Raw genomic sequence first — 12,111 nt, 5'->3', positions numbered from 1 at the left:
GAGGCGAATAGACCCATGTCAGCAAGCTTGGTCATCCTGGCGACCCGTCCTCCCGAGTGGTCGCGCGAGCAATTCACCACCTGGTGGCGCAGCGAGCACGCGGACTACGCGAAGAAGCTCCCCGGACTCGCCGCCTACCGCCACGGAGAGGTGACGTTCGACTACGATCACCCGGAAGGACCCGCCTGGGATGGCCATGCCGTGCTGACCTTCGCCTCGCGCGAAGTGCTCGACGCGGCACTTCGTTCCCCCGAGTGGGCCGCCGCCGTGGCCCACGTCGGCAAGATGAAGGGCAAGCGGATCGCCCTGATCACCGACGAAGTCGATCTCCTCGCGAGGACAACAAGGTGAGCGAAAACTACTCCCCGGGCTTCACAGCCCGCCAGTTCCGCCTCGACGGCAAGGTCGCCCTCATCACGGGAGGCCGCGGCGCGCTCGCCGAGGCCATCGCCGCAACCTTGGCCGACCTCGGCTGCAGCGTCGCGCTGGCCTCGCGGCACGAGCAGGAATGTGCCGAAATGGCGGCGAGCATCGCAGCGCACTTCTCGACCAAGGCCATCGGCCTGCGCTGCGACATCGCCAGCGAGGAAGAGGTCGAAGCAGCGGTGGCCGCGACCGTCGAGCAGCTGGGCGGCCTCGACATCCTGATCAACAACGCCGGCGCCTCCTGGTGGGGCCTACCGGAAGAGATCCCGCTGTCGGGCTGGCGCAAGGTCGTCGACGTCAACCTGACCGGCACCTTCCTCGCCTGCCGGCACGCGGCGCGCCACATGATCCGCAACGGCGGCGGCAGCATGGTCAATATCGCGTCGGTGGGAGCCTTCCTCTCCTACACCCCCGACGCCGGCCAGGTCGTGCCCTACACGACGACCAAGGCCGCAATGGTGCACCTCACGAGCGACCTCGCCGCGCAGTGGGCGCATCACGGTATCCGCGTCAACGCCGTCGCGCCGGGCTCGGTCGAGACCGGCATGACGGAAACCCTGACCGAGGGCATCCAGCAGAAGCTGCTCGACGGCATCCTGCTGCATCGTTTCGGCAAACCCTCCGAAGTCGCGCCCACGGTTGCCCTACTCGTTTCGGAGGCCGGCAGCTTCATCACCGGCCAAACCTTCCTCGTCGATGGAGGTCAGTCGATTGCCTGAACATACCCCCAACACCTTCTCCGCCGACGGCCTGACCTGGACCGACGCGTCCCTGTGGCAGCAGTTCGCCGCCCTGGCCGACGCGGACCCACAGGCCCTGGCCGTGGTCGCCGCCGACGGGCGCCACTGGAGCCGCGGCGAGATGCGCGCCATGGCCGAAGCGGCCCAGAACGCCCTGCTCGCCGCTGGCGTGCAGCCGCACGATCGCGTCATGCTGCAGGGATGCAAGAACACCTCCGTCCTCGCCGCGGCCCTCGGCATCTCGGCTGTCGGCGCAGTGATCTGCCCCTACACGCCGGACCTCGGCGCCGCCGAGCGCCGTGTACTCGACGAACGCCTCGGCCATGTCGCGGTCTTCGACGACAGCGTGGGCGAACCGGTGCCGGGGCTTCCCGGTCTGCACCTGAGCACGCGCGAGCGCAATCTCGCCGGCGAGGTCGACGAACGCAACGCACGGACCGCGCTGATCGGTTTCACCTCCGGCACCACCGGCGTGCCGAAAGGCGTGATGCACTCGCCGACGGCGATGAACTACGCGGTGAGAGCGTGTGAGTGGGTTGCCGGCCTTACGCCAGGCGATCCCATTCTGGGTCTGATGCCCTGGGGCAGCGCGCCGGGGTTCACCTTCACGGCCCACTTCTCTCTCGCCCTCGGTCATCCGTTGGTCATCGTCGATCGATGGGATCCACTCGAAACCCTCAAAATCATCGACGCACACGGGTGCCGCTGGGGCATCTGCGTGCCGACCAACCTTGTCTCGATGGTGGAGGTCGCGCGCAGCGGTAAGTGGTCCAAGCCGAGTCCGCTTAAGGCACTTGGGGTCGGCGGCGGCACGATGACCCCCGAGCTGATCCGTGCCGCCAGGGAGCTACTGGGCATCCCGGCACTGCGGATGTTCGGCATGTCGGAATGCATGGGGCATGCCTCGACGCATCCCGGCGACGCGCTTGATCGGCTATGCCATTCCGACGGCAAGTCCTTCCCGGGAACCCGCGACGAGGCCTTCGACACAGAACGCCGCATGCTCCCCCGCGGCGAGCGCGGACAGGCCGGCGTGAAAGGGCCGTCGCTCTTCATCGGTTACTGCCGCGGATTGGGCGATCAGGAGTACAACCTGACCCCGGACGGCTACTTCCTCACCGGTGACGAGATCATTTGCGACCCCGACGGCTCCCTGAAAGTGGTGGGACGGATCAAGGATCAGATCATCCGCGGTGGCTATAATATCGACCCAGCCGAAGTCGAAGCCGCGCTGCTGAGCCACCCCGCAATCGCGATGGCTTCGGTGGTCGCCGTGCCGGAAGCTCGGCTCGGGGAGCAGGCCTGTGCGGTATGCAAGATCCGGGACGGACATCGTGCCCCGACCCTGGAAGACGTGAAGAGTCACCTTGCCACCATCGGCCTATCCAAGAAAAAATGGCCGGAACATCTGATCGTCGTCGAAGACCTCGCGTACACGACGACCGGTAAGGTCGACAAGAAGCGTCTGTCCCGATTGGTCGTTTCGGAGCTGCAATTGGGCTAGGGACTTTGGTGCGCGCAGGGGAAACGCGGGTCGGCACGCTGCAGCGCGCCGCCCGCGTCGGCAATTCAAACGGGAGTATGAGAGCCTTATGAAAACTTCAGTCAAGCGGACCGAGCCGGTAACGAAAAAGAGGGCCCGCGCGACAACCGCGGCGCACGACGAAAAACGCTTCGAGATCATCGAACACTGCGCCGCGCTGTTCGACCGCGTCGGCTACCACGGCACTTCGATGCAGATGCTGGCGGATGACGTTGGCCTTGGCAAGCCGACGCTGTACCACTATTTCTCCAGCAAGGACGACATCCTCCACGAGATGCACCAGTTGCATATCGACGCGTTGATCGGCGGCCTTGAAGCGGACGCGAATACTCCCGACATCCAACCCGCGGAACTCCTGGAACGTGCGTGCGCGTCGACCCTGCGCCAGATCGCACTCCATCCCGGCTACGTCCGCGCCTTCATGGACCACTACGCGGAACTCCAGGACGAACAGCGCGCGGAAATGCGGCAACGCAGAAAGGATTATTTCACGCGCGTAACCGAGATCATTCGTGCGGGAATCAAATCGGGGCAGTTCCGCGATGTCGACCCCGACCTGGCCACCCTCACCTTCCTCGGCATGTGCAACTGGGCCTACAAATGGTATCCCCGCATGGCCGACGAGATCCCGCCGGAAAAAATGGCGAAATCGCTGTGCGGCATTCTGCTCGGCGGATTGAACGCCAAGTGACCTAGAGGCCCCGTTTAGCGGGGCCTGTTTCGTTTTGGGGCGGGGGTCATTCTTGTCGCAGGGCCGACGGACAACTACTCGGCCTTATGCAAAGCTTTCCATAAGGCCGATTATGCAAAGTCGTCGATTATGGCAAGTCGTGAGAGCAACTTTATGTGAAGCGTTGGTCAGTGCGGCTCTGTTGATTGCTGACGGGGCAAAAGCTCAACATAATTTCGAGCGCCAACCGAGCCGACACGCGTCGCGCAGGTGACAGTCGCAAACCGCTTTCCGGTTTGCCAGACAACGCTCAACCTCGATTTGCCTGGTTCTCCCAGTGGCGGGCACAGCCCGGTCGATCCGGAACACAACGATATCGGCAGCGGTAAGCGTTGGTGGCTCCCCATGTAGCTACGGAATTATGGCAAGTATGATATGCGCCCGCCCTTCGCCTGCTCGGCCTTGGCAGCACATTTCGTGCAGTCAGGTTTCCATAATCGACGACTTTGCATAATCGGCCTCAGCCGTCATTCGTCTCCCGCCCGAAGTGCAGCCGCAATACGACGGTTACCTGCCGCTCGACCACCAAGCTGCGGCGAGCGGCAGCTTCGCTACCCTGTGAACGAGGACTGACGACCCTTACTCGCCAGTCATGTGTTTCGGAAGCAGTCACTCAGCAGAATAGTAAGCAAAACAATAGCCGCCGTTCGTGACGCTAGGCTGATCAGGGCGTGTGGCGGGTTGCTCTCAAGCCGTCATTGCTCCCCGGGAATCCAGGGACCGAGTCTGGGGCAAGCAATGCTCGCTTTACTCGAACTCGGACATCGAGTCTATCGATTCAAGAACCTCTATATTACCATTGTCATATTGACACAATATTGGCATATGAATAGAGTCCAGCCCTCAACTAGGGTAGTCAAACCCAGCTTGTCTCGGTCTTTCCAAGGCCGCCGGGATGCCTGGGTGGCACTTCAGGACATCACGGTTCTATGACAACGTTGAAGCGTTGTCTATGAATTGATGTGAGTGTTGTTACTCAACGATTTTTAGGAGATTCCGTGGGCGAGTACTGCTTGTCATGACTGAACCCACTCCGCTATTGACGGTCATTACTGGCGAAGCGTCGCCAGATTCAGGACAGAGCCCTCCTCCAGAACCCGATACGGGTTTGGCCTGCCTAGTCATGCTGGCGCGCTTTCATTGTGTGACTGCGGATCCCGACCAGATTACGCACGGCTTTAAGGAACCAGGCAGCCCCTTTGGGGCGACGCAAATTCTGTTGGCTGCCAAGCACCTAGGCCTCAAGGCGAAGCGGATTCGGAGCGATGTCTCGCGGCTTGAGCGGACGCCGCTGCCTGCCCTGGTCCTCGGTGTCGACGGCCGTTTCTTCGTTCTGGCCAGAGTCGACGGCGACCGGGTACTCATTCAGGACCCCCGCGTCGAACGCCCGCAAGTGCTGTCGGTAGCCGACTTTTCGGCCCGCTGGTCCGGCGAGTTGATCCTGTTCGCCTCCCGGGCGTCGCTTACCGGCGAACTCGCCAAGTTCGACTTCACGTGGTTCATCCCCGCGGTCGTCAAATACCGGAAACTGCTCGGTGAGGTCTTGGCGGTATCCTTCGCCCTGCAGCTTTTTGCGCTCGTCACCCCGCTGTTCTTTCAGGTGGTGATGGACAAGGTACTGGTCCATCGCGGCTTATCGACACTCGATGTCATCGCCGTTGGGTTGCTGGTCGTGTCGATCTTCGAAGTCGTGCTTTCCGGCCTGCGCAGCTATGTTTTTGCGCACACTACCAGCCGGATCGACGTCGAGTTGGGCTCTCGGCTCTTCCGCCACCTCTTGACCCTGCCCTTGGCCTATTTCCAGGCCCGCCGGGTCGGTGACACGGTCGCTCGCGTGCGCGAACTCGAGAATATCCGGCAATTTCTTACCGGCAACGCGATCACGCTCGTGCTCGATCTGTTCTTTTCGATCGTCTTCATCGCCGTCATGCTGTGTTACAGCGGTTGGCTGACGCTGATCGTCGTCCTCTCGCTGCCGTGCTACAGCATGCTCTCGGTCAGCATCACTCCGATCCTCCGACGACGATTGCACGAGAAGTTCAACCGCGGCGCCGAGAACCAAGCTTTTCTGGTCGAGGCAGTCAACGGCATCGACACCTTGAAGGCGATGGCGGTCGAGCCACAGATGACACGCCGCTGGGACAACCAGCTTGCCGCCTACATCGCGGCAAGCTTCCGTACCGCGGCGCTGGGCACGATTGCGCATGAAGGGGTCTCGCTGATTGGTAAGCTGGTGACCGTCGCCACTATGTGGGTCGGCGCCCGTCTCGTCATCGATGGTGACCTGACGGTCGGGCAGCTCATCGCCTTCAACATGCTGGCCGGGCGAGTAGCGACGCCGGTGATGCGCGTCGCTCAGCTGTGGACGGACTTCCAGCAGACCGGCATTTCGGTCCAGCGCCTGGGCGACATTCTCAACGCTCGGACTGAAGTAGTCCGCAACAACCGCAGCACCTTGCCGCCCATCAAAGGCCGGATCGAACTCGACCAGGTCGTGTTCCGCTACCGGCCCGATGCTCCAGAAGTCCTGCGGGGCATCGATTTGACCATCCAGCCGGGCCAAGTAATCGGCATTGTCGGCCGCTCCGGCTCTGGCAAGAGTACGCTGACCAAGCTGGTGCAACGCCTCTACGTTCCAGAGCGCGGACGGGTGCTGATCGACGGCGTCGACCTCGCAATGGCCGATACGCCGAGCTTGCGCCGGCAGATCGGTGTGGTGCTGCAGGAGAACATGCTCTTCAATCGGACCATTCGCGAGAACATCGCGCTAGCCGACCCTGGCCGGCCGATGGAAGCCGTGATCCGGGCAGCCAAATCCGCGGGTGCCCACGACTTCATCCTTGAGTTGCCCGAAGGCTACGACACGGTGGTCGGAGAGCATGGCTCCACCTTGTCCGGCGGACAGCGTCAGCGCATCGCTATCGCGCGGGCGCTCATCACCGATCCCCGCATCCTCATCTTCGACGAAGCAACCAGCGCGCTGGACTACGAGTCTGAACGCGTCATCCAGAACAACATGAGAGCCATCTGCGAAGGACGCACGGTTCTCATCATCGCGCATCGGCTGAGCGCCGTCCGGAACGCCAATCGGATCATCGTTCTGGATCGAGGCCAAATTGTCGAACAGGGTACGCACACCGAATTGTTAGCCCACGAGGCCGGGCATTATTCGCGCCTTCATCGGCTGCAGCAGGGGTGATTGACGGATGAATCGAGCCCTGCCTTTGCGACTGCAAGCCCTTCATGACCTCGTGAAGCGCTACGGTGGGGTCATTCAACACGCTTGGCGCGAGCGTGCAAACCTTGACCTCCGACCTCGTCTGCCGCATGAAGCGCAATTCCTCCCCGCTGCCTTGGAGCTACAGGAAACACCGGTGTCCCCGGCGCCGCGAGTCGCCATGTGGTTACTGGTCGCCTTCGCCCTCATTGCGATCTCGTGGGCCGTCTTCGGACGCATCGACGTGGTCGCTTCCGCCCACGGCAAGATCGTGCCTGGCGACCGCACGAAGGTCATTCAACCAATTGAAACGGCGACAGTGAAAGCGATCCATGTGACGGACGGGCAAACCGTCAAGGCGGGCGACGTGCTAATTGAACTGGACGCGACAAATGCGGCCGCCGACATTGCTCGCCTCACCAATGATCTTGTGATCGCTCGGTTGCAGGCTGCGCGGGCCCAGGCGCTGCTAGGAGCCATCGACACTGGAGCGGCGCCTGTGCTGGGCAGTGTGCACGACGTTGGGGCGGTGCAGCTTGCGCAGGAACAGCGCCTGCTGAAAGGCCAATACAGCGAATATCAGGCTAAGCTCGCGCGCATCGACGCCGATATTGCCAAGCGCGAAGCGGAGATCCGATCGACGCAGGAAATCATCCGCAAATTGGAACAGACGGCTCCGATCGCTCGCCAGCGCGCCCAGGATTTCAAGGACCTGGTCGAGAAGAATTTCATCTCCAAGCACGGCTATTTGGAAAAGGAACAGGCCCGCATCGAACAGGAGGCGGACCTTGCGACCCAACGCGGCCGACTGAAGGAGTTGATGGCTGCGTTGCAGGAAGGACGGGGGGACCGCAGTGCCTTAGTAGCGGAAACCCGCCGGCTCGCGCTAGACAGCTTTCATGAGGGAGACCAGAAAGCGGCCACCTACGAACAGGAATTGGTCAAAGCCCAATCGCGCGGCAAGCTGATGACCCTGACCGCGCCGCTAGACGGAACCGTGCAGCAGTTGGCGGTGCACACCGTCGGTGGCGTCGTGACGCCCGCCCAGCAACTCATGGTGCTGGTGCCCCAGGATAGCCCGGTGGAGGTCGAAGCTTATGTCGATAACAGGGATATCGGCTTCGTCAATCCCGGGCAGGAGGCCGAGGTCAAGATCGAGACGTTCCCATTCACGAAGTACGGGACGATCCATGCCCACGTAACCCACCTTTCGCGCGACGCCGTCAATGATGAGAAACGCGGCCTGATTTTCCCGGCTCGGGTGAATCTGGAACGGGGGACGATCCAGGTGGAGAGCAAGACCGTGAACCTTTCTCCCGGTATGGCCGTGACGGTCGAGGTCAAGACGGCTCAGAGGCGAGTGATTGAATACTTCTTGAGCCCCTTGCTGCAGTACAAGGATGAGAGCCTGCGGGAACGATGAATTGAAAGAACCGCGTCCGCCGTCCTCTGCAACGGGACCTCGGCATCCCTTGATCGACGGATGCACCTCGCAGGCGTGCCGGCCTCTGCATACGAGCGACGGAGTCCATGTCTGGAGATGCTACGCATTTTCCATATATCAATGCCAAAGTTTTAGCCCTCGCCAACCGAATGGCACCCGCCGCAGACTAATAAAAGCAAGCTCAGGCCAATGGATGTCCTTTTCATTCACCAGAACTTTCCGGGGCAATTCCGCCACTTGGCAGCTCACTTGGCGGCCGATCCCAAGCATCGCGTGGTCGCGATTTGCCAACCGCACGCACCGCGCCACCCCAAGGTCCCCAACACCTTCGTCTACCAGCCGGCCCGCAAGCCCCGTCCCGGTACTCACCATTACCTTCACGGTATGGAGGACGGCGTCCTCAATGGCCAAGCTGTCGCACGGGTCTTGCTCAAGCTAAAGAAACAAGGGTTCGCTCCGGATATCGTGATCGCCCATCCCGGCTGGGGTGAAGCCCTGTACGTCAAGGACGTATTCCCGGCCACCCGACTGTTGAGCTTCTTCGAGTTCTTCTACCACTCCGACGGCGCTGACGCCAATTTCGATCCGGAATACCCGCTGAGCTTCGACGGCCGCGCCCGCATCCGCACCCGTAACGCGCTGCACCTCCTCAACCTGACGGCTTGTGATGCCGGCATCAGTCCGACTCACTGGCAGAAGAGTCTGCATCCAGCGGAGTTCCATTCCAAGATCTCGGTGATCCACGAAGGAATCGACACGCGGGCGGTCGCACCCAACCCGCGACAGACTTTCACTTTGCCGAACGGCAAGATTCTGACGTTCCAAGATGAAGTCGTAACCTATGTGGCGCGCAACCTCGAGCCATATCGCGGCTTCCATCAGTTCATGCGTGCAGCCGAGGAAATCTGCCGACGGCGGTCAAAAACTGAGTTCGTGATCGTTGGCGGCGACGACGTGAGCTACGGACAAAGACCGTCTGATGGGCAGACCTACCGCGAGAAACTGCTGCAGGAAGTCCGCATCGACCCCAAGCGACTGCACTTTCTCGGCAGGATTCCCTACGAGCGCTACCTTGCGCTCCTGCAAGTCTCCTCGGCGCATGTCTATCTGACCGTTCCCTTCGTACTCTCCTGGTCGATGCTGGAAGCGATGTCGGCCGGCTGCCTAGTGATCGGGTCCGACACCACGCCCGTCCGAGAAGTGTTGGAGCATGGCAAGAATGGCCTACTGGTGGATTTCTTCTCTCCAAAGCACATTGCGGACGCGATAGAAGAAGCTTTTTCCCATGAGAGTCGCGTGCAACTTGTCAGGCGAGCGGCTCGGCAGACCGTCATTGAGAGTTATCAACTTGAAATTGGGCTTTCCCGATATCAAAAAATCATCGAATCGCTAGTGGCATCGCAGGTCGAAATGACGGCACGCGAGACAGCTGCCATTGACCAATAAGCGGATTAGTTTGAAAGGAAGGTAAGGATGGAATATTGCAATTCGTTAGTCAGAGCGACACGCGGCCTCGGATTGATCCTCGGCCTGCTTTTGAATTTGACAGCCTGCGCCGGGATTTTCGGCTCGGCCAATATGAACTGGCAGGAGGAAGTCTTGTTGCACGACGGCAGCAGGGTGATCGTGGAGCGAAGCGTAGAGCGGGGAGGTCCTCATGAAGTCGGACAGCGCCCTTCCTACATAAAAGAAACGGTGTCCTTCACGCATCCAACCACCGGCGAACAGATTGTCTGGGAAGACAAGGCTACGCCCGATCTGAGGAACAGCAATTTCTTGCCTATGGCCCTCGATATCTACCAGGACAAGGTGTATCTGGTCGCCAGCCCCATGGGCTGTCTCGCGTACAACAAGTGGGGAAGACCCAATCCTCCGTACGTCGTATTCAGCCACCAAAACAAGACATGGAAACGTGTTCCGCTGCAGGAGCTTCCACCAGAAACCAAAGCGCTGAATTTGATCTTTTCGTCACCGGATACTGAGGTTGAAAACTTAGGAAAGCGCTTTGTAGATGCAGAAGCAATAAGGAATATAAATTCAGGGTACAAACAAAATGAATATAATTCGATTATTCGTGAACCATTGAGGAGCGAGTGGTGTCGGCAGCCGACTAGCTTCAAAGCACCCATACCGATCCCACCGCACGATAAGTCGAGCAAGGATAGGTAATCAATCAGGCAGAAACACCAAATCAAGAGCGCGCCCAAAGGAAGAATGAAAGCATGGATTGGGAACTGGAAGTTGCTTACGCATTGATGGCTGGACGGTCTTATCAAACAAACCGCGCTTCAAATGGCATTAACTGGTTTCCTGTTCCACAGGGTTGGGTGGAGTTTTTACATCTTCCCAATAATAGCCAGGCAACGAACGGCGGCTTTGAGATGTCTGCATTTCAAAATATCTCAGACCCAAAGCAAATCGTCATCTCCTTCGCTGGTACCGAGTCGAGCGATATTTCCGGTGACATCATAGCTGACTTGGTACTTGCTGCCGGCGGCCTATCCAGTCAACTTCAGCAAGCGGCCGACTATTATCTCCAAATCAGGGCTCTGAACCCCGATGCCACCATCACTTTCACAGGCCACTCGCTCGGTGGCGGACTCGCTTCCCTCATGGCGGTCTTTTTCGGCGAAGGCGCCTATACCTTCGACCAGGCGCCATTCCTTAGATCAGCCCTGACGCGCACTGCCTTCGTTGATGAGAAAACGATTACTCGTTCGGTCGCCCAGGACTTGCTGACCTATCTCGATGGCCGTGGATATGATCCCGAACGACTACAAAGGGACTTCCCACTTCCGCCCGCGGCATTGGCCGCCCGGCATCGAAGTGCCAAGATTGAATTGCTGAAGTTCAATCTGAGGTCGCGAAAGGGGAAGTCCAAATGAATACTACGACGGTCGGTGTGGATCTGGCAAAGAACGTGTTCGTCACCTGCGTGGCGGACGGCGCGGGCCGGGTGATCGAGACGCGCGAGTTCAACCGGAGCGGATTCCTCGCGTGGTTGTCGACCTTGCCTCGTGGCACGCTCGTCGGCATGGAAGCCTGCGGCGGTGCGCATTGCTGGGGACGAACGATGCAGTCGCTGGGGCTCGAGCCGCGGCTGATGGCACCGGAATTCGTGCGCCCGTACCGCAAGCGCCAGGCGGTCAAGAACGACCGGGCGGATGCGGTGGCAATTGTCGCGGCACTGCTCGCGCCGGGAATGCGCTTCATCCCGGTGAAGACCGAGGCCCAGCAACAACGGCTCGCCTGGCACAGCTTGAGGCTCGGCTGGATCGAGGAGCGCACGGCGCTCTTGAACCGCATCCGTGGCCTGCTCGCCGAATTCGGGATGGTCGTCGACACCGGCGCGATGCGGCTGCGGCGTAAGCTTGCCGAGCATGAATTCGACACCGCGCAGCCGGCGCCGATCCGCCAACTGATTCAAGGCGTGCGCGACCAACTCGACGCGCTCGATGCCCGTATTGCCGAGTGCGACCGGCAGATTGCCACCCAACAAGCGGATGACGCCGCCGCCCGGCGGGTGCGCGATTTGCCCGGCGTGGGGCTCCTCACTGCGGATGCGGTGGTCGCCAGCGTCGGCGACGCGACCATGTTCCACAACGGCCGTCAGTTCGCCGCGTGGCTCGGTCTCACGCCGAGCCAGTATTCCAGCGGCGGAAAGCCGAAACTCGGGCGCATCACCCGACGCGGCGACGATTACCTGCGAACGCTGCTCGTGCAGGGGGCGCGCAGCGTGCTCGCCGCCGCCCTGCGCAAGGCTCGCAACACCCGCGAAGCGCTCACGCGACTGCAGCAATGGATCGTGACGCTGCACGCACGCGTCGGTTACCACAAGACGCTCGTCGCCATCGCCAACAAGCACGCTCGCCAGTTGTGGGCGGTGCTTGCCAAGGGCGAAACCTACAATCCCGAGGCGTGGCGTCAGCGGCCCGACTCGGCCACGGAACCGGCGCGCTGAAACCAACGTATCACCCGAAGGTGTTCGCATGACTGCACGCACGCGATAGA

The 12,111-nt window shown here is 60.8% G+C and carries 10 protein-coding genes; all 10 read left to right on the top strand.

Features of this window, described 5'->3' with window-relative positions:
* Positions 1-15: 15 nt before the first annotated feature.
* The 10 genes from AZKH_RS11525 (at position 16) to AZKH_RS11480 (ending at position 12,061) form a co-directional block, all read left to right on the top strand.
* Positions 16-351 (top strand): EthD domain-containing protein, encoded by a 336-nt coding sequence (locus AZKH_RS11525; protein ID WP_015435945.1) that lies wholly within the window; start codon positions 16-18, stop codon positions 349-351.
* Positions 348-1,145 (top strand): SDR family NAD(P)-dependent oxidoreductase, encoded by a 798-nt coding sequence (locus AZKH_RS11520; RefSeq protein WP_015435944.1) that lies wholly within the window; start codon positions 348-350, stop codon positions 1,143-1,145. Before AZKH_RS11525 ends, AZKH_RS11520 begins: the two co-directional genes overlap by 4 nt.
* On the top strand, positions 1,138-2,670 hold the full coding sequence (locus AZKH_RS11515) for a class I adenylate-forming enzyme family protein (RefSeq protein ID WP_015435943.1): 1,533 nt from the start codon (positions 1,138-1,140) through the stop codon (positions 2,668-2,670). Before AZKH_RS11520 ends, AZKH_RS11515 begins: the two co-directional genes overlap by 8 nt.
* A gap of 88 nt (positions 2,671-2,758) precedes the next feature.
* Positions 2,759-3,400, top strand: a complete 642-nt coding sequence (locus AZKH_RS11510) for a TetR/AcrR family transcriptional regulator (protein ID WP_015435942.1) — start codon at positions 2,759-2,761, stop codon at positions 3,398-3,400.
* 1,057 nt (positions 3,401-4,457) lie between these two features.
* Positions 4,458-6,638: a type I secretion system permease/ATPase gene (locus tag AZKH_RS11505; RefSeq protein WP_083903066.1), complete on the top strand. Its 2,181-nt coding sequence runs from the start codon at positions 4,458-4,460 to the stop codon at positions 6,636-6,638.
* 7 nt (positions 6,639-6,645) lie between these two features.
* Positions 6,646-8,079 (top strand): HlyD family type I secretion periplasmic adaptor subunit, encoded by a 1,434-nt coding sequence (locus AZKH_RS11500; RefSeq protein WP_015435940.1) that lies wholly within the window; start codon positions 6,646-6,648, stop codon positions 8,077-8,079.
* 210 nt (positions 8,080-8,289) lie between these two features.
* The gene (locus AZKH_RS11495; RefSeq protein ID WP_015435939.1) at positions 8,290-9,546 is read left to right on the top strand and encodes a glycosyltransferase family 4 protein; all 1,257 of its coding nucleotides are present in this window, start codon (positions 8,290-8,292) and stop codon (positions 9,544-9,546) included.
* A gap of 27 nt (positions 9,547-9,573) precedes the next feature.
* Positions 9,574-10,269, top strand: a complete 696-nt coding sequence (locus tag AZKH_RS26350) for a hypothetical protein (RefSeq protein WP_051071673.1) — start codon at positions 9,574-9,576, stop codon at positions 10,267-10,269.
* A 53-nt stretch (positions 10,270-10,322) separates the two neighbouring features.
* A complete protein-coding gene (locus AZKH_RS11485) occupies positions 10,323-10,985 on the top strand; it encodes an Mbeg1-like protein (RefSeq protein ID WP_015435938.1) in 663 nt (220 codons plus the stop codon).
* Positions 10,982-12,061, top strand: coding sequence for an IS110 family transposase (locus tag AZKH_RS11480; protein WP_015435937.1), 1,080 nt, complete (start codon positions 10,982-10,984; stop codon positions 12,059-12,061). Before AZKH_RS11485 ends, AZKH_RS11480 begins: the two co-directional genes overlap by 4 nt.
* The last annotated feature ends 50 nt before the right edge of the window (positions 12,062-12,111 follow it).

Origin of the sequence: Azoarcus sp. KH32C (genome assembly GCF_000349945.1) — a bacterium.
Lineage (GTDB): Bacteria > Pseudomonadota > Gammaproteobacteria > Burkholderiales > Rhodocyclaceae > Aromatoleum.
The sequence above is the reverse complement of the archived record's forward strand: the minus strand, read 5'-3'. Positions and strand labels throughout refer to the sequence as shown.

Coding starts and splice junctions, on each gene's coding strand:
- AZKH_RS11525 (WP_015435945.1), top strand. CDS start 16: ATGTCAGCAAGCTTGGTCATCCTGGCGACCCGTCCTCCCGAGTGGTCG.
- AZKH_RS11510 (WP_015435942.1), top strand. CDS start 2,759: ATGAAAACTTCAGTCAAGCGGACCGAGCCGGTAACGAAAAAGAGGGCC.
- AZKH_RS11505 (WP_083903066.1), top strand. CDS start 4,458: ATGACTGAACCCACTCCGCTATTGACGGTCATTACTGGCGAAGCGTCG.
- AZKH_RS11500 (WP_015435940.1), top strand. CDS start 6,646: ATGAATCGAGCCCTGCCTTTGCGACTGCAAGCCCTTCATGACCTCGTG.
- AZKH_RS11495 (WP_015435939.1), top strand. CDS start 8,290: ATGGATGTCCTTTTCATTCACCAGAACTTTCCGGGGCAATTCCGCCAC.
- AZKH_RS26350 (WP_051071673.1), top strand. CDS start 9,574: ATGGAATATTGCAATTCGTTAGTCAGAGCGACACGCGGCCTCGGATTG.
- AZKH_RS11485 (WP_015435938.1), top strand. CDS start 10,323: ATGGATTGGGAACTGGAAGTTGCTTACGCATTGATGGCTGGACGGTCT.
- AZKH_RS11480 (WP_015435937.1), top strand. CDS start 10,982: ATGAATACTACGACGGTCGGTGTGGATCTGGCAAAGAACGTGTTCGTC.